23 protein-coding genes are annotated in these 17039 nt (G+C 40.7%); 22 read left to right on the top strand and 1 reads right to left on the bottom strand.

Annotation, left to right across the window (positions count from 1 at the left end; genetic code table 11):
* Position 1: 1 nt before the first annotated feature.
* On the top strand, positions 2 to 445 hold the full coding sequence (locus AOQ70_RS08950) for a phage tail tube protein (protein WP_024423257.1): 444 nt from the start codon (positions 2 to 4) through the stop codon (positions 443 to 445).
* 286 nt (positions 446 to 731) lie between these two features.
* On the opposite strand, the gene AOQ70_RS19940 is transcribed toward AOQ70_RS08950, so the two are convergent.
* Positions 732 to 788: a putative holin-like toxin gene (locus AOQ70_RS19940; protein WP_231730857.1), complete on the bottom strand. Its 57-nt coding sequence runs from the start codon at positions 786 to 788 to the stop codon at positions 732 to 734.
* 185 nt (positions 789 to 973) lie between these two features.
* On the opposite strand from AOQ70_RS19940, the gene AOQ70_RS08945 reads away from it, so the two are divergent.
* From AOQ70_RS08945 to AOQ70_RS08855, 21 genes are all read left to right on the top strand, one after another.
* Positions 974 to 1414, top strand: a complete 441-nt coding sequence (locus AOQ70_RS08945) for a phage tail assembly chaperone (RefSeq protein WP_012011040.1) — start codon at positions 974 to 976, stop codon at positions 1412 to 1414.
* 41 nt (positions 1415 to 1455) lie between these two features.
* Complete coding sequence (locus AOQ70_RS19570) at positions 1456 to 1593, top strand: hypothetical protein (protein ID WP_095285871.1); 138 nt, start codon at positions 1456 to 1458, stop codon at positions 1591 to 1593.
* Positions 1594 to 5748: a transglycosylase SLT domain-containing protein gene (locus AOQ70_RS08940; RefSeq protein WP_059375829.1), complete on the top strand. Its 4155-nt coding sequence runs from the start codon at positions 1594 to 1596 to the stop codon at positions 5746 to 5748.
* Positions 5741 to 6409, top strand: coding sequence for a LysM peptidoglycan-binding domain-containing protein (locus tag AOQ70_RS08935; RefSeq protein ID WP_058838044.1), 669 nt, complete (start codon positions 5741 to 5743; stop codon positions 6407 to 6409). Before AOQ70_RS08940 ends, AOQ70_RS08935 begins: the two co-directional genes overlap by 8 nt.
* An 11-nt stretch (positions 6410 to 6420) precedes the next feature.
* Complete coding sequence (locus tag AOQ70_RS08930; protein ID WP_041085439.1) at positions 6421 to 7431, top strand: XkdQ/YqbQ family protein; 1011 nt, start codon at positions 6421 to 6423, stop codon at positions 7429 to 7431.
* Positions 7428 to 7694 (top strand): DUF2577 family protein, encoded by a 267-nt coding sequence (locus AOQ70_RS08925; protein ID WP_024423253.1) that lies wholly within the window; start codon positions 7428 to 7430, stop codon positions 7692 to 7694. Before AOQ70_RS08930 ends, AOQ70_RS08925 begins: the two co-directional genes overlap by 4 nt.
* 14 nt (positions 7695 to 7708) lie before the next feature.
* Positions 7709 to 8131: a DUF2634 domain-containing protein gene (locus AOQ70_RS08920; protein WP_059375825.1), complete on the top strand. Its 423-nt coding sequence runs from the start codon at positions 7709 to 7711 to the stop codon at positions 8129 to 8131.
* A complete protein-coding gene (locus tag AOQ70_RS08915; protein ID WP_059375823.1) occupies positions 8124 to 9173 on the top strand; it encodes a baseplate J/gp47 family protein in 1050 nt (349 codons plus the stop codon). The genes AOQ70_RS08920 and AOQ70_RS08915 overlap by 8 nt, the downstream gene beginning before the upstream one ends.
* Complete coding sequence (locus AOQ70_RS08910) at positions 9157 to 10080, top strand: YmfQ family protein (protein WP_059375820.1); 924 nt, start codon at positions 9157 to 9159, stop codon at positions 10078 to 10080. Before AOQ70_RS08915 ends, AOQ70_RS08910 begins: the two co-directional genes overlap by 17 nt.
* A gap of 11 nt (positions 10081 to 10091) precedes the next feature.
* Positions 10092 to 10475, top strand: a complete 384-nt coding sequence (locus tag AOQ70_RS08905) for a phage tail-collar fiber domain-containing protein (RefSeq protein ID WP_024423249.1) — start codon at positions 10092 to 10094, stop codon at positions 10473 to 10475.
* Between the two features lie 13 nt (positions 10476 to 10488).
* Positions 10489 to 11631 (top strand): hypothetical protein, encoded by a 1143-nt coding sequence (locus AOQ70_RS08900; protein ID WP_059375817.1) that lies wholly within the window; start codon positions 10489 to 10491, stop codon positions 11629 to 11631.
* An 11-nt stretch (positions 11632 to 11642) separates the two neighbouring features.
* Positions 11643 to 11942: a hypothetical protein gene (locus tag AOQ70_RS08895; RefSeq protein WP_059375814.1), complete on the top strand. Its 300-nt coding sequence runs from the start codon at positions 11643 to 11645 to the stop codon at positions 11940 to 11942.
* Between the two features lie 21 nt (positions 11943 to 11963).
* On the top strand, positions 11964 to 13349 hold the full coding sequence (locus AOQ70_RS08890) for a hypothetical protein (protein ID WP_059375812.1): 1386 nt from the start codon (positions 11964 to 11966) through the stop codon (positions 13347 to 13349).
* Between the two features lie 13 nt (positions 13350 to 13362).
* Positions 13363 to 13683 (top strand): hypothetical protein, encoded by a 321-nt coding sequence (locus AOQ70_RS08885; RefSeq protein WP_059375809.1) that lies wholly within the window; start codon positions 13363 to 13365, stop codon positions 13681 to 13683.
* Entirely contained in the window at positions 13680 to 13823 is a 144-nt protein-coding gene (locus tag AOQ70_RS08880; protein WP_059375807.1) for an XkdX family protein, read from the top strand. Before AOQ70_RS08885 ends, AOQ70_RS08880 begins: the two co-directional genes overlap by 4 nt.
* Positions 13824 to 13925: 102 nt before the next feature.
* Positions 13926 to 15338, top strand: coding sequence for a hypothetical protein (locus AOQ70_RS08875; RefSeq protein ID WP_059375804.1), 1413 nt, complete (start codon positions 13926 to 13928; stop codon positions 15336 to 15338).
* A gap of 1 nt (position 15339) precedes the next feature.
* The gene (locus AOQ70_RS08870; protein WP_058838035.1) at positions 15340 to 15687 is read left to right on the top strand and encodes a hypothetical protein; all 348 of its coding nucleotides are present in this window, start codon (positions 15340 to 15342) and stop codon (positions 15685 to 15687) included.
* On the top strand, positions 15688 to 15834 hold the full coding sequence (locus AOQ70_RS19255) for an XkdX family protein (RefSeq protein WP_008361668.1): 147 nt from the start codon (positions 15688 to 15690) through the stop codon (positions 15832 to 15834).
* A 56-nt stretch (positions 15835 to 15890) separates the two neighbouring features.
* A complete protein-coding gene (locus AOQ70_RS08865; RefSeq protein ID WP_008344062.1) occupies positions 15891 to 16103 on the top strand; it encodes a BhlA/UviB family holin-like peptide in 213 nt (70 codons plus the stop codon).
* Between the two features lie 11 nt (positions 16104 to 16114).
* Positions 16115 to 16378: a phage holin gene (locus AOQ70_RS08860; RefSeq protein ID WP_019743388.1), complete on the top strand. Its 264-nt coding sequence runs from the start codon at positions 16115 to 16117 to the stop codon at positions 16376 to 16378.
* Between the two features lie 19 nt (positions 16379 to 16397).
* Positions 16398 to 17039 (top strand): peptidoglycan recognition protein family protein (locus AOQ70_RS08855; protein ID WP_059375800.1); only part of this gene is annotated, 642 nt, incomplete at its 3' end.

The raw sequence follows: 17039 nt of genomic DNA, 5'->3' as shown, positions 1-17039 counted from the left end.
GATGGCTTTTAAAGCGCAAAATACAATTTCAGGTAAAGAAGGTCGTCTTTTCTTAGAAGGTGAGGAGCTTGCATTTATCAAAACCTTCGAAGCAAACGTGGAGAAAAACAAATCAGAAGTGAACGTCATGGGCCGCCGAATGACTGGTCATAAAACAACGGGAGCAAACGGAACAGGAACGGCAACCTTTTATAAAGTTACATCTCGTTTCGTTCAATTGATGCTCAATTACGTGAAAAAAGGAGAAGATCCATATTTCACTCTTCAAGCTGTCATTGACGATAAATCATCAGGCCGTGGCACTGAGCGTGTGACATTATTTGATGTCAACTTTGATTCAGCTAAAATCGCTGGATTGGATGTTGATTCAGAGGCGCTTGAAGAAGAAGTTCCTTTCACGTTTGAAGACTTTGATCTTCCTGAGAAGCTGAAGAATACTTTCTAAGAAAAGTGGAGGAAATCAGCTAATTAATTAGCAAATTAAAAACTGAATATGCTATAATGCAGTTGTAATACAGCCGTCTTGAAGCCGTCTAAATTTCGTCTGGCAGCGTCTTGTATTCGATTCATTAAAATATGTTTACATGCAAAGCTATTTGCATACAATAAAAAAGCCAGGATGCTCTAACATCCCGGCAATGTACAATGAGGCCCTCAAAGGGGCTGGCTAATCAATTTAGATAGTTTTTAGGATAGACTTCCCCTTCAACCGTCCAAAGCTCAAGGGGAGTCTATTTTTTGTTTATATAAGTCAACAAAGTAAGGATAAACATCCCGAATAAAAACATGAGGGAAATCGCTTCAAATGTTGACATATGCATCACCCCCTTCCTATCGGGGATGAGCCAGACGCCCTTGAGCAAGCCATTCAATTGTACAATTAAAATTATACATGAAAAGATTGGAAAGCACATTCAAAAAATGGATGTGCTTTTTTGCATTCAAAAAAACATAACAAAGGGAGTTTTTAAACATGAGTGAAAAACAAACATTTGATCTTTCATTTTTTATGCCAGGACAAACAGTAGAAGCGGAAGAAGTCAAAGTACCGATTTCTAAGCGTTTTGTTGATAAAAAAGGGAATGTCATTCCTTTTGTCTTTAAAGCTATTACAACTGAACGTATTGATGAACTGGAAAAAGAAAACACAACCTTCAAAAATGTCAAAGGCAGAGGACGTGTAAAAGACTTAGACAGCCAGCGCTTCTACGCACGTATTGCAATTGAATCGACGATTTACCCAGATTTCCGTTCAAAGGAATTAAGAGAAGCCTACAGCACACAAGATCCAGTTGAAGTAGCAAAACGTGTCCTGTCAGTTGGCGGTGAATATGCGAACTGGTTAAACAAAGCGATCGAAATCAACGGATTCGAAGATGAAATTGAAGATTTAGAAGAAGCAGCAAAAAACTAATAAAAGATGGGGATAAAGAAGCCGTGTTTTTATATTACGCGATGCACGAACTTCACTACTCCCCATCTGAACTCCTTGATTTATACGAATCACCAAGACCATTCAAAGCATTTCTTTTCGGACTGATCAGCTACAAACTAGACATGCTAGAAAAAGAAGCAAAGAAAGGAGGTAAGTAAATGGCGAAACTTACAGCGCGATTTGAATTAGAAGACCGGGTGTCGAAAAAGCTATTACGCATTCAAAAACGGTTTCAAACGTTTGAGAAGCAGCTCAAACCATTTAGAAAACCGGTGAAAATAAGCCTAGAAATGGATGAAAAGAAGCTGAGAAATCTCACTTTATCTCTCCGGAAAATTTCAGCTGTTTCCATGACACTGGATCAGGGAATCTATCGTGATCTAAAATCATTAAAAAATCAGTTAAATATGTTACCGAATCATATGGTCATATCCATTCAAGCAAAGGGACTGGATGTCATTAAAACCAGCATAGATCGTTTGAGACAAGTGGGGACAAGTCCCATGATGATGACGTTTAAATTGAACGATCAATTATCAGGTAAAATATCATCAATCAAAAAATCAATCCTTCAGCTCATCAACAGAACGTACTATATGCGATTAAACATGGTTGACCAAGCCACCGCAGCAATTCAACGAATCAAAAAGACACTCAAAAGCTTGACGATGTCCAAACACGAAATCAGAGTGTCAGTTCAAGACAATGCAAAAAGTAAGCTGAAAAAACGAGATCAGGCAGAGTCTGTTGTGAAAGAAAAAACCATAAAAAAAGAGCCTGAGGCTGCTAGTCCATCAGCTAAAACGGATGAACCTAAACAGAGTTTGCTACAGAACTTTGCCAATAAAGGATTAAATGAAATTCAAAAATATGCAGGTGACGTTGCAGACAAAGTGAAGGAAAAATTGAGTCCTAGAAAGTTTTGGGATGAAAAAGCACTTCCTTGGGTTGAAAATAAAATGGAAGAGTACAAACAAGATGTGATCGGAAGAATTAAAGAGAAGATTAAATTTAATCCTGAAAAAAAACTAGATCAATGGGTGAAGACTGGATTAGATCGTCTCTTTGGAGCAAGTGATCAATCAAGTGAAAATAGCAGTACCACTCCGGCACCAACAACAGCACCAACAACAGCGCCAACAACAGCACCAACAACAGCGCCAACAACAGCGCCAACAACGGCTCCGACAACTGCACCATCTAATTCGGCTCCTAAAACGCAGCCTAAGCCGCGAGGTGGAAAAGGTTTGTTTCGCAGTAGTTGTTGCCCTTGTTGTGCAAGAGGTATAAGCAGCCGAGGATCGACTAAAGCGAGAAATGGCCGTTCACCGAGACGACCAACAAATCCAAATGCCACATCAAGAACCGAAATGAATAGAAGGCCTCCAAGTAAATTAGGGAAACTGAAAACAAATGCAGGTAAGTTATTTGGAAAAATCCCTAGTGGACTAAAGAAAGGTGCGGGTATCGCAGCTTCAGTTGGCGGACTTACGGGTCTAATGAAAGGTGGCAAGGGGTTAAGTGGACTAGGGGATGCGGTAAAAAATATCGGTAAAGGGAGCGGCAAATTATTAAAGAAAGTTCCTATTCTAGGTGGTTTACTTAGTGCAACAAATTTAATCGGTATGAAAAAAGAGAATGCTGGTGAAAAGATCGGTACGACTGGAGGCGGTATCGCCGGCGGGATGGCAGGTGCAGCAGCAGGTGCAGCTATTGGAAGCGTAGTTCCAGGAGTAGGTACAGCCATCGGTGGTCTAGTAGGCGGCATTGCTGGAAGTATGGGCGGCGAATCTATCGGTGAAACGATCGGAAAATGGTTTGATGGCGGCGGATTTGAAAAGATTGGCCAAAAAGCCATTGAAATTAAAGATCAAATTGTTGAAGTTTGGTCAACAGTTGCGACTTGGTTCACAGAAAATGTCTGGACACCAATAAGCAGCACGGTTGTCACAGTAGCATCATCCATCTGGTCGAGTTTAGTCAATGCCTGGACATGGATCCAAGAAACATTCAGTACAGTTGCGGGGTGGTTTATTGAAAACGTCTGGACACCGTTAAGCGATACAGTCGTTACGGTAGCAACAACCATCTGGTCAAGCCTAGTCAATGCCTGGACGTGGATCCAAGAAACATTCAGTACAGTAGCAGGCTGGTTTATCGAAAACGTCTGGACACCGTTAAGCGGTACAGTCGTTACGGTAGCAACGACCATTTGGTCAAGCCTAGTCAATGCCTGGACGTGGATCCAAGAAACATTCAGTGCAGTTGCAGGGTGGTTTATCGAGAACGTTTGGACGCCGCTAAGCAGCACAGTTGTTACAGTCGCTACAGGGATTTGGACAGCATTATCAAATGCATGGAAAAAGATACAATCAATCTTTGGGGTTGTATCGACATGGTTTATGGAAAATGTGTGGAATCCTCTTGTAGATACGGTAGGAACCATTAAAGACAGTTTCGGGGAAAAGTTTGAAGAAGCGTATAAAGTCGTGACAGATATATGGGATGGATTATCCAAATGGTTTGAGGACAACATTCAAAAGCCGATTGTAAAAGTAGCAGAAGCTATTGGTGAGGGGTTTTCTAAAGCGTTTGGCTGGGTCAAAAAGATTTTTGATAAGGCTGGCGGTGGTATTGATTTTGTTTTGAAACATGTCTTTGGAGGCGCTGATAATAATGCCACAGGCGGCTATATCACTCAGCCAACCTTATCATGGGTCGGTGAAGCAGGTAACGAATTTGTCATTCCAACTCAAAATAACCGAGGACGCGGAAAGATGCTGCTGGCACAGGCAGCTTCTCAACTTGGAATGTCTGTTGTACCAAGCGGAGCGGCAGGAAATTCAGTGTCAAGCTCTCCAGCTCCTACAGCAGTAGCTGCATCATCTTCTGTCGGTTCAATAGACGGATCGGTCTCGGTGACGGGGGACATTCAAGCCTCCAGCATTGGCGAGCAATTTAATAACGATTTTGAACAGGGGTTAAATCGTAAAGTAATCTCCCTTGATCAATGGAAACAAAAGAATATTCAGCAGCCGTTTGGTCAATTGACATCAGACTCAGGAAAGTATGGTCAACAAACGGTTTCAGCTTTTGCAAATGGTCAGCAGATGACACCAACAGGTACAGCCAGCTTCTTGCAAAGTCGTGTAAAAACACCATACCAACAAGTCATGACCGCATCACCAACTTGGGGTTCTGGAACGGTTAGTGGTTTTGCAGCAGGCCAAAATGCCACATCAATTGGCACGAGCCAATACGTAGATCAACACATCAAACAACCATTCCTGCAAGCAAAACAAGAATCACCAAGCTGGGGTTCAGGAATGATTGACGCCTTTAATAACGGCATGCGTTCCAAAGGAAGCGAAGTCACGCAAGCGGCCAAAGAAATGGCGAAGAAAGTAGAACAGGCGTTTAGAGAGGAATTAGACATTCATTCCCCTTCACGCGTCATGATGAGTCTTGGGAAATTTGCATCAATTGGTGTCGTCAAAGGGCTCGACTCAGTTGATGTGAAAAAGTTTGCTGAAAATCAAGCTGGTTCATTAATCGGTGCCTTCAGCGGTATGGGAGCTTCAGGGCTTAATATTAAACAATGGCTCATGGCGGCTATCATGGCAACTGGCACATCTATGAGCTGGCTTCCAGGTCTGATGACCATCGCGCAGCATGAGTCACGTGGAAATCCGAGAGCGATCAACTTATGGGATTCCAATGCCAAAAAGGGAACACCTTCTAAAGGTTTAATGCAAACCATTGGAACGACGTTTAACGCCAATAAAGGCAAGGGCATGAATGACATTTGGAACCCAATTCATAATGCCGTAGCAGCCATTAACTACATTAAGGGCAGATATGGAACAGTCTTCAACACGCCGGGATTACGAAGTATGAGAAGAGGCGGCCCTTATAAAGGCTACGCAAATGGCGGATTGATTACTCAAGAGCAGGTGGCTAGAGTCGGTGAAGGAAACAAACGTGAATGGATTATTCCCGAGGAAAGAGGCATTCGCGGAAGGTATTTATTGACGCAGGCAGCTAAGGCACTTGGGATGCAAGTATATGATCCATCAAATGCATCTGCTCCTTTACCAGAAGCACAGATGCAGCAAGTCACCTCAGCTCAGTCAACAGGCAGTACAACATCATCGTCAGGTAATAAACAAATCACGATTCAATTCAATGGAGATCAGCATTTCCATAATGGACAAGATCAACAATCGCTAGTCGAAAAAATTAAACAAATGCTTGTAGATGAACTTGAAGTAGAGCTTCATACAGGAACGAAGGGGGTCGTGATTGATGGGTAAATCAGTGTATCAATTGTGGATTTCCCAAGGAAAGGACAAGTTGCGATTCCCTGTCCTTCCATCCGAACTCGAAATCACAAATAACGTACAAAATGAAACGGTAAAGGTCGCTTCTTTTGGAGAACTGACTTTTATTGACGTACCATCGGCTAAACAAGTATCATTCACCTCATTATTTCCTAAGAAATATTCGCCGATTGCTGAATATAAAGGCATTCCATCACCAGAGAATGCAATTGCGAAAATTGAACGAATGATGCGTTCTAAGAAATCCGTGCGATTGATTGTAACTGGGACAAAAATCAACATGACGTGCAGCATTGAAAGCTTCACCCACAAGGAAGGGTCATATGATATTGGAGATCGTGAATTTACGATCGAGTTAAAGGAATATAAAACTGCATCGCCTAGGAAAATCAAACGAAAGAAAAAAGCAAAACAAACGAAAAAGAAACGGCCTTCAAAAACACCACCAAAAATGTACACCGTCAAAAAAGGAGATACGCTATGGGCCATTTCTGGCAGGTTTTATGGCGACAGTACAAAATGGCGGCGTATTTGGAATGCCAATAAGTTAGCGATGATTAAACGTAGCAGACGTAATATTAAGCAGCCGGGGCATTGGATTTTCCCTGGACAAAGGTTAAAAATACCACAATAGGGGGGCTGGCATTGATCGAGCTTTTTGCCATCAGAAGCGGCACCATGTATGAGCTTGTCACAGAGAGTGTGACACTTCAGGGGCAAAGGTATCAAGCCCCTCGCTCAATTCAGGCAAATATTATCACAAAGCAAGGCAGTCAAACTTATTACCGTGTCTCGGAAGGGGACACGGTTCTTTTTAAATGGAAAGGAAAAGAGCTTTTTAGAGGCATCGTTTTTTCCCGGACACCTGTTGAAGGGAAGATGACTTTTACCGCATACGATATGCTTCAATATTTGGTGAAAAACCAAGATGTCTATGTTTTTTCAAATCAAAGAGCAGATCAAATCTTAAGGCGGATTGGAGCTGACTTTCAAATTCCAATGACCTCAATCGCCAATACAGGACATGTCATCAAATCACTAGTCTTTAAAAATGATACGAGCCTGTATGACATGATATTGAAAGCATTGAAAGAAACGAAGCGGCAGACGGGAAGAAACTATCAAATCTATTCTGCTAAAGGCAAGATGGGGCTGAGAGCCTGGCCTGATCCAGAGGACGTATGGGTCATTGAATCAGGCGTCAATCTCATCAGCTATCAATACAGCACCTCGATTGAAGAGACAGCCACTCGTGTTAAGATGCGTACGTCTGCTGATGAACAGGGGAAAAATAAGAAAAAAGGCAGTAAATCCGAGATTGTGGTGATCGAACAGGATAAAGCCGGTCAGAATAAATACGGTATTTTACAGCATGTTGAGACAGTCACGGGGCAAATTAACCAGCCGCAGCTGCAAAAGAGAGCCAAAGTACGGCTGGCAGAGAAAAAAGGCGTCAAACAAGAAGTCAAAAGCATCCAAGCGCTAGGAATTCCTGAGCTGCAAAGCGGTCTCCCAATCTATTTGAAAATTCCTGAAATCAACGTAAAAAAAACTTACTGGATCGATCAAGACAAACATGAATTCAGTGGGGTGAAACACACCATGACCATTGATGTTGTTGAGAAAAATTCCATGCCAAAGGGTGATCAAGCGTGAGATTAAGTGAAGCGATTAAACGATTGGCAGTGAATGCAGTAGACGCAGAATCTCCAATCGATCTTGTCATTGGAGAAGTCACGGCAGTTTCCCCGCTGAGCATCCGATTAAATGAAAATCATAAGCTGATCATTCCAGAAGAATTACTGATTTGGCCGAAGCGCTTAAATAAGGGTGAGGATGATGAGCTGAAAAGAGGAGACAGTATTATGGTGCTTGCAATGGCAGGAGGACAGTCCTTTTACATCATCGACAAATTGTAAGGGAGGTGATGAACGTGGCACTTTCACCAGAGGAAGAAATCGAGGAAGTAGAAGAAGACGAAGAGGTTGAAACCTCGACGACGTATCGAATAGATTTTGAAACTGGCAGACTGACAGGCGAAACCATCTCAGGTATTGAAGCAATCCGGCAATTTATTTATATGACACTTAGGACAGAGCGGTATGCACATCCTATCTACAGTCACGACATTGGCACTGAAATTCAGGAGCTGTTGACGGATACAGAAGCCACGGATGAATACAAAGAAATGGAGATTCCAAGGCTGCTAGAGGAGGCACTGCTCGTTGACGAGCGGATTGATCATATTGAAGAGTTAGAGGTCACAAAGCAAAATGACTCGTTTCATGTCAAATTAGCTATTGTCACAGATGAGGGAACATTAGAAATAGAGGAGGTGATGGAGGGCGATGTTTGAGGAACAGACGTACGAAGCATTAATGGAAAGAATGCTGGACAGACTGCCAGATGATATAGATAAAAGAGAAAACAGCGTGATTTGGAATGCCTTGGCACCTGCTGCCGCTGAACTGGCCCAATCCTATATTTGGCTTGATCAAGTGTTTGAGCTGGTCTTTGCAGATACAGCACAAGGAGAGTTTCTAGATCGGCGGGCTGCTGAAGTAGGAATTGAAAGAAAACCAGCCACTAAAGCGGTTTGGTCAGCGGCCATTCAGCCAGAAAATATCAATATTCCAGCTGGCTCACGTTTTTTTATTGAAGACGTTTATTTCCAATATTCGAAGGATGGCACGCTAGAATGCGAGACACCTGGTAAAGCAGGCAATGTTCAATTAACAGATCAGCCGCTGCTGTCACTTGATACAATTCCAGGACTTGAATCGATTACGATGAAAGAACTGGTCATACCTGGTCAAGAGGAGGAAGATGACGCTTCATTATACGATCGATATTTAATACGTGCGAGGCGAGAGGCTGTCAGTGCCAACAGGGCGCATTATAAAAAATGGGCTGAGGAAGTAGCTGGTGTTGGCAGAGCGAAAGTGTTCCCGCTTTGGAACGGAGAAGGGACGGTCAAAATCGTCATCACAGATGGCAATCTAGATGTTGCATCAGACCTTCTTGTCAAAAGGGTACAGGAATATATCGACCCAGTGCCAGGTGAAGGAGAAGGACAAGCGCCTATCGGTTCAAAAGCAACCGTTGAAAGCGCCAAATGGCTGGATATCGACATAGAAGTGGCTGTCGAACTTCAAATGGACTGGACCCTTGAAGGAGCTCAGAAAGAAATAGAAGAAAAGGTCAAGACGTTGTTGAAATCAATCGCATTTGAAAAGAGTACCATTCGAATGTCCGCCTTAAATGATATTTTGTATCATTCAGAAAGTGTGTCAGATTATGCAGATGTGTTATTGAATGGCGAGTCGAAAAACTTAGTATTACAGGACATTGAGATTCCGCGTCTTAGGCAGGTGAAGGTTATTGAGCAAACAAGATGAAATGAAAAACTATTTGCCGCCATATTTTACAGAAATTTATGAAGTGGTTCACCTGCTCAAGACAGAGGCACCGGAATTTGAGCAATTGGACGAATCCATTTTCGATTTAACGGATCAGTTCTTTCCTTTAACAGCGACATGGGGATTGAATAGATGGGAAAGGATGCTGAAGGTGCAGCGGGAATCAGATGATTCAATTGAACTGCGTAGAGCACGTTTACTCAATATGATGTCAAATATTCCGCCAATCACGTATCTTTCATTAGAGAAATCAGTGAATCGCTTTCTCAAGAATCCAAGTGCTATCATCCGTCTCACAACCAATCGTTATCACTTCGCCTTACGTGTGAACCTTGATGATCTGCAAAACACGAGATATATTGTAGAAATTCTTGAAACGTTAAAGCCTGCTCACTTGGCTTATACGTTCACGGCTTTTCATCATACCGACGTACATGAAAAAAATGATCATCACGTGAGGCTCACACTGCGAAGCAGGGTGGGTTTTTTCGATCATATCCCGATTTTACTCAATGGTGAATTTGTCTTAAATGGTACGTTTTATCTCAGTGGAACACGAGGTACAACGGATGTGCCTGCTCGTTTTCGGCATTCATTAAACATGAGAATGCGGCTTCAACATCAGTCGGAAACAGCACATCGCATGAACTATGTCATGACTGGAGCGGTACATGAAACGAAGCAAGAAGCGGCATTGACTTTACGCACAAAAAATCAGCTTCAGCATCAAACCAAAAAGAAGATGACATTCCGTCTGCCAGTACATGTCCAAACTGAGCAGGGTGGAAGCTTACTAATCAAGGACCATTACTGGATTCTTGATGGATCTGTTCCGCTGGACGGATCAAAAATGCTCGCAGCAACTTCTAAAAAAATAGATTTATAAGGAGGATCACAATGGCTGATCAATTAACCGTAACAACACTGTATGCACGTCAACAAATGGCAAAGGCAAGAGCAGAAGGAACAAAACTCACAAAAGTCGTCAAAATGGCATTTGGAAATGGGGGAACGAAGGATGGAAAACCGATCTCACTAGACGGCACGGAACAAAAACTCAAAAAAGAACTAGTCCAAAAAAATATTGATTCATTTACCTTCATGGAACCAGCAAAAATCCGCTACACCTGCACGATCGCCGAAGGAGAACTGGCAGGAGAAGTGATCAACGAACTAGCACTCGTCGACGAAGACGGCAAATTCACGGCCATCCGCACCATGACAGACAAACAAAAAGACGGTGACATCGAATTCGTTTTTGAGATTGATGATATTTATTAATGGAGGGATTTTAATGGAAATAAATTCACCGAAAACATTTGAAACTAGTGACAAAGCTCATGCTGATTTATTCAATGAAATGGTTCAAACCTTGCTTGAAAACGACAATGGACTGTTAGAACAGCTTACGAGTCACACTCAAGATATGAACTTACATGCATCTGAAGAAGAAAAGAAAAAATGGAATGACTCGCAAATCTATAAAATAACTGCAGATAATGGTATGCAGCTTATCAATGTCTCAGCGGATTCAAAAATATTTGATGCAATTAAGGATAAAGGAACATGTACATTTTACGCAGCTCCTGGAGTAGAAGATTCTCCATCATCTTCAAATATATCACTAAGAGGTATGCAGATAGTAGGCCAAAATAACATAGGGGCAGGCTTTGCGGTAGATATAGCAGGGAAGGCATACAGCTTTTACTACAATCATGGGCATACAACTATTACTTGGACACCTCTTCCGAGTATAAACGATTTAAACAAATGGAATGGAAGTCAATTAATTAAAATTACTAATGACACAGGTGGTGTTCGTGTATCTGTAGATGTAGCAGATAGTCTTCTTGATAAAATATCTGAAACTGGTAAAACATTCGGCACTTTTTATTCCGTGGCTGGTGCAAAAGATAATCCTTCTGAGTCATCTGCCAGAGGATTTTATCATTTTACTTCATCTGATAGTAATAATAAAGGAACTTATGGATGGGTCATTGCTATTGATAACAAAAACAATATGTATACGAATTACCTTGATCTAAATTTAGGCTGGCAAGGTTGGAGACGTAATTTGAGTGAAGCTGATCAACAAATTACATGGACCACTCCAAGACTTTTAAACGGATGGAAAGAATATAGTTCAAGTGCACTGCCTATTCGTTTTGGTAAAAATGCTTTGGGAGAAGTGGAGATAAATGGTGCTGTTAGAGATGGTGCCTTAGGTGAAATTCCTGTTTTTGTCCTTCCAGAGGGATACCGCCCGAAACATTCTGTTTATTATGTGGGGGTTGCTTCAAGTCTTGGTACATCTGGGGTACCACAATATCATCGGACATTTATTACAAACGACGGAAGAGTATGTGTACAATTATCCTCTAACTCTGCCAATCCTACAGAATTCATTACGTTTTTAATCAAATTCAGTACATTATAGGAGGAACTAAAATGTGGATTTATAAATATAATGATCAATTGATTTATGTGCCTGGTGAAGAGAAACTCATCAATGAACATGAAAAAATTCCTGAAGGTTTTACTGATGTACCTCCTCCTGTTGAATCGTATATTGCAAAATTTAATCCTAAAGAAAAGAAATGGGAGGAAACAGCTACGCAAGAATATATCGATAGCCTAAAAACAAAACCATTACCTAATGATCTTGAAATATTAAAGGAGCAAAATGCCTTTTTAACCAAACAAATGACACAGATATTACATGACATAAAAGAGTTGAAATCACTTTAAAACTTTATAAGGGGGAGAAATATGGTTTTAAAAACACCGCGTTCTTTTGAGATAAATGACAAAGCGCATGCAGATTTATTTAATAAGATGATGCAGACCTTGATTGAAAATGATACAGAACTATTAGCTCAAATTCATCAGCATGCAGAAGATACAAACCCTCACGTCTCTGGTTCAGAAAAGAAGAAATGGAATGAATCCCAGCTATATAAAATGACAAATGATAACGGGTCCCAATTGATTAATATCCCTGCTGGTGGCAGTATCTATGAGGAGATTAAAGCGCTAGGTGCTTGCTCATTCTATGCCCCAGGAGGTTCAGGAGTAGTTGATTCTCCTGCTATTGGGAACGCTGCATTAAGAGGCTTCCAGCTTGTAGGACAAAACAATATTGGTGTAGGAATTGCAATTGACACATCAGGCAACTCATTTTGTTTTTCCTATCATGTGAAAGACATTGGAATCCACTGGGTGCAAATGCCGACCCAAAATGAAAAAAACAAATGGGATGCAGGACAATTATCTAAAATCACTGCTGATGATGGAAAAGCTTTTGAAAGAATTAATGCAGATGATCCTAGTATTTTAGATAAATTGATAAAATTGCCTGGAGTTCACTCATGGTACATCCATGAAGCACATCCAGATCTTCCGACAAGAAGTTCCATGAGGGCTTTGTCTGTTTTTAGTGAAAATACCTACGGCTGGGTCATCGGTGCAAACAATACAGGAGATGTCTATATTAACCGTTCTACAACTGATGTAACAGGTACCCAACAAGAGTGGAGCGGTTGGAAGCGTCTCAATGACCATAACCTATTAAACTCAAAGGGATTAAGACTTTCAATGCCAATAGGTACCGATATATTAACGCTGCCATCCGGATTTTACTTTGCTGTTGGATCTAATGTTTTAAATATGCCTGTCGATAATGATTCTTCTTGGTTTAATATTGATATCTTAGAAACTGTAAATGGTAGAAAGACTATTCACATCATTAGAAGTTATGACAACACTCATTGGTTTGGTACTGTTCATACTGACGGTGTTTTCAAAGGGTGGAAAAAAATAGTAACTGATGCTGATTTTGAAAGTGTCAAGTGGCTAGATGTCACATTAGATAATGGTTCTTCTATTGGTGACAGACCAGTTCAATATGTTAAATGGGGAAACTTATTATTGTTGAGAGGTCATCTAGTAGCGAATAGAGAAGTTATTTGTGGTAAAATTCCAATTAATGGATTACCTGATAAAGGCATAGTAGTATCAGTACCAGTATCGGGTACAACCGGTCATAGTAAATTATATATATATAAGACAGGAGAGCTAAAATTAACCGGTTTACATGCAGTGAATAACAGTGCAGTAACTGGCTATTATTTTGACACAGTCGTCCCATTAAATTAAGGAAGTGATAAAGATGATACAAGCCTATGAATACAATCATCAAAATGAATTGGTCAGACCTATCGAAGTGTTCGAAAGGGATGATGAAGGTAATTATGTCATTCCAGATCAATGCACAACAATCGCTCCACCCAATAATCCTTCTTTTTATAAAGCAGCTTTTGATGTGGAAAAACAACAATGGTATGAATCAGCGACACAGGAGTATATAGATAGCTTAAAATCAGCCCCTCTCCCACCAAGTGATATAGAACTTTTAAAGAAACAAAATGCTTTATTATCAAAACAATTAACGCAACTACTGGCTATGCAGAAAGGGGGGACTTCAGAATGATGTTTCCAACTGTAGCAGATATCAAACAATTTTGGGACTGGCAATGTTACGGCCCAGAGGACATTGCATTTTATGTAAGCATTGGCTGGATTTCGGCAGATGACTATGAAGACATAACAGGAGACAAATACGAAGCCTAATGGCTTTATTTTTTTGCCGGAAAAAAGGTTGTTGCGATGGCGTTAAAAAACTATTAAATCATAAATTATTCTCAATCTCATTGAAACAAAGGAGAGAACAAATTGGATATAAAAACTCCTCGTTCTTTTGAAACGAGTGATAAAGCTCATGCTGATCTATTCAACGATATGTTGAAAATACTGATTCATAACGACACTGGTATATCAGAACAATTAACTCTTCATATCGGTGATTCTAGCCAACACTCTTCAGAACTAGAAAAAAAGAAATGGAATGAGTCGCAGCTGTATAAAATTACAGGAGATAATGGAGTACAACTTTTAAATATTCCTGTCGGCTCAAAAATTTATGACTCAATTAAAGACAAAGGGACATGTACATTTTATGCGCCCAGTGGAATAGAGGATAGCCCTTCACAATTCGCCATTAGAGGGATACAGACAGTGGGACAAAATAACATTGGAACAGGTTTTGCGATAGATACATCAGGCAATGCATATTACTTCTACTATAATTCTAGCCATTTATCTATCACTTGGACTCAAATTCCGACAGCAGCTGAAAAAGATAAATGGAACAACAGTCAGCTTCATAAAATAACAAGGGATAACGGTCAACCCTTTTATAAAGGTACAAGTGAGACCACCGACTATAACGAAATTACGGAAACAGGAATGTATCTCGTTTATAATGCAGGTCTAAATGGTCCAAAAGAGATCAAAAGGGCGTTTATGATTGTTATCAGTTATGGGAATACCCTGCTACAAGCTATCTATGATGCAGTCAATGGTCTGAACTCTTTTTATAGAATTAGGAAGACTGACTATACATGGACTGAATGGGAAAGGCAGCTCACAGCTAAAGATTTAAATGCTATTCAAGCATTTCCTATTACCAATCCAGATGGTTTTGGAAAATTTCACATAATCAATTCTGTTGATTTTCATGACATACTACCTCGTTATAAAGGTTTTGTACATTTTACCTCAGACACATCAGCTATTAACGGACCAGGTGTTGCTTTACGAGGGGTTTGGGTATGTAATAGTGCAGGAAACTACGGTTCTATTATTGCTTTTGATAATCTCGGCCGAACATGGCGAAAAACAGTTGTAAATAGCGTATGGTCAAAATGGGAACGTTTGTTAACCAGCGCAGAGCAAATAGAATGGAAATCCCCGACAACAATAATAAACGGATGGAAACAATACGGCACTCAAAAAGTGCAATTTTATAAGAATCCATTTGGAGAGGTAGAGTTAATTGGTTCTATTACAGGGGGAACTATCGGTTTTGCAGTACCTGTTTTTACATTGCCAAGTGGTTATCGTCCAGTACAGGATATTCATTTCATAGGGGTAGCATCTAGTATCGGCGCTGGTTCAACACCACAAACACACAGAACACATATTGATACTGATGGTAATGTGTATATACAAAGTGTCTCCAATTCAACAAACCCAAATGAATTTATTACTTTCGGCTTTAAATTCATGGCGGCACAGGAGGGATGAAATGAACTGGATATATAAATACGACGAAAAATTCAATTACCTTCCAGGGGAAGAAATAGAAATTGAAGAGGATGCAGACATCCCAAAAGGATATACAGATGTAAGACCTCAAGATGGTTTGTACAAAGGTAAATACAATGAAACGAAAAGAGCATGGTATGAGTCGGCAACACAGGAATACATTGATAGCTTGCAGCCAAAACCGCTGCCACCATCAGAAATTGATCTATTAAAACAGCAAAATGCTGATCTGCTTCAGCAGCTGTCAGAGTCAGAAAAGAGAGTAGAAGAACAATCAAAAACAATATCAGAACTTATCATGTTGCTGAATGAAAAGGGGGTCATTTAATTGGATTGGTTCCGTAGTATTTCATTGTTCTATCAATGGAAGTGTTATGAAAATGAAGATGTAGCAAAATTTGTTCGTTTCGAGAAGATTACGCCGGAACAATACAAAGAAATAACAAAAGAAGAATATCCAACAAACGCTGAATAGGCATTTTTATTTTGCCTTCTTTAAAGACGCGCAAAGTGAGGGAGTAGGTGAGTGCAGTGGAAATGGATTTGACTCAATATTTAATGACACAAGGACCGTTTGCAGTGTTGTTTTGTTGGGTGCTGTTTTACGTATTAAACACAACAAAGGAACGAGAAAACAAGCTCAATGAGCAAATCGAGGCGCAAAATGATGTGTTAGCAAAGTTTAGTGAAAAGTATGACGTCGTGATCGACAAACTCGACAAAATAGAACGAAATTTAAAATAGGAGGAAAGATCATGAAAACATTCGACAAAGGCACTGTGATTCGCACAGTGCTTCTTTTTATTGCTCTGATCAATCAAACGCTTGTCATGTTTGGACAGACGGTGCTGCCGATTAGTGAGGAGCAAGTACAAACCGCAGGTGAAGCACTTTATGTGGCAGGTTCTACGATTTTTACTATGGTCACAGCGGTAATAGCTTGGTTTAAAAACAATTATGTGACCTACAAAGGCCAATTACAAAAAGATGCTCTGAAACAAAGAGGGCTAACAAAATAATACTTGAAGGAGAAACGACATGGTGAAAATCATTCAAGCATTGATCCCAAAACAACATCGCAACAGACCAGGAAACACGATGAAGCCGCTCTATATTACAGTGCATAATACGTCAAATAGTGCAAAAGGTGCTAATGCGGCCAGTCATGCAGCGTTTGTTGCACGTTCAAGTACCGGTGTCAGCTGGCATTACACTGTTGATGATCAGGTGATTTATCAGCATTTACCGTTAAACGAAAACGGCTGGCACGCAGGGGATGGCAGAGGCACCGGCAATATGAAGTCAATTGGAATTGAAATTTGTGAAAATGCAGACGGTAACTTTGAACAAGCAGTCGAAAATGCCCAATGGCTCATTCGCAAGCTGATAGGAGATTTGGGGATTCCTTTATCAAATGTAGTGCCTCATAAACATTGGAGCGGGAAAGAATGTCCAAGGAAACTTCTCGGACGATGGGATCAGTTTAAAGCTGGCATAGCCACAGCGCATACCGGCAGCAAAAGCACAAGAAAACCAGTTCAGGCAGAAAGCTTGAGCCACAAAGCACCTGTTTCCAAACAGAAATCGTCAAATCTGCCATCTGGCATTTTAAAAGTCACCAAGCCCTTAACAAAAGGCCCTCAAGTCACATCATTGCAAAAAGCCTTATCTTCCCTCTAT

The organism is Bacillus sp. AM 13(2015), from assembly GCF_001518755.1.
Taxonomy (GTDB): Bacteria; Bacillota; Bacilli; order Bacillales; family Bacillaceae; genus Bacillus; species Bacillus safensis.
Note: the sequence above shows the minus strand (reverse complement) of the source record. Positions and strands in the feature narration are given on the sequence as shown.

Bases quoted from the DNA above. Each gene is read 5' to 3' on its own strand.
- AOQ70_RS08945 (WP_012011040.1), top strand. From the start codon at position 974: ATGAGTGAAAAACAAACATTTGATCTTTCATTTTTTATGCCAGGACAA.
- AOQ70_RS08880 (WP_059375807.1), top strand. From the start codon at position 13,680: ATGATGTTTCCAACTGTAGCAGATATCAAACAATTTTGGGACTGGCAA.
- AOQ70_RS08870 (WP_058838035.1), top strand. From the start codon at position 15,340: ATGAACTGGATATATAAATACGACGAAAAATTCAATTACCTTCCAGGG.
- AOQ70_RS08890 (WP_059375812.1), top strand. From the start codon at position 11,964: ATGGTTTTAAAAACACCGCGTTCTTTTGAGATAAATGACAAAGCGCAT.
- AOQ70_RS08895 (WP_059375814.1), top strand. From the start codon at position 11,643: ATGTGGATTTATAAATATAATGATCAATTGATTTATGTGCCTGGTGAA.
- AOQ70_RS08940 (WP_059375829.1), top strand. From the start codon at position 1,594: ATGGCGAAACTTACAGCGCGATTTGAATTAGAAGACCGGGTGTCGAAA.
- AOQ70_RS19570 (WP_095285871.1), top strand. From the start codon at position 1,456: ATGCACGAACTTCACTACTCCCCATCTGAACTCCTTGATTTATACGAA.
- AOQ70_RS08915 (WP_059375823.1), top strand. From the start codon at position 8,124: ATGTTTGAGGAACAGACGTACGAAGCATTAATGGAAAGAATGCTGGAC.
- AOQ70_RS08900 (WP_059375817.1), top strand. From the start codon at position 10,489: ATGGAAATAAATTCACCGAAAACATTTGAAACTAGTGACAAAGCTCAT.
- AOQ70_RS08885 (WP_059375809.1), top strand. From the start codon at position 13,363: ATGATACAAGCCTATGAATACAATCATCAAAATGAATTGGTCAGACCT.
- AOQ70_RS08950 (WP_024423257.1), top strand. From the start codon at position 2: ATGGCTTTTAAAGCGCAAAATACAATTTCAGGTAAAGAAGGTCGTCTT.
- AOQ70_RS08860 (WP_019743388.1), top strand. From the start codon at position 16,115: ATGAAAACATTCGACAAAGGCACTGTGATTCGCACAGTGCTTCTTTTT.
- AOQ70_RS08905 (WP_024423249.1), top strand. From the start codon at position 10,092: ATGGCTGATCAATTAACCGTAACAACACTGTATGCACGTCAACAAATG.
- AOQ70_RS08935 (WP_058838044.1), top strand. From the start codon at position 5,741: ATGGGTAAATCAGTGTATCAATTGTGGATTTCCCAAGGAAAGGACAAG.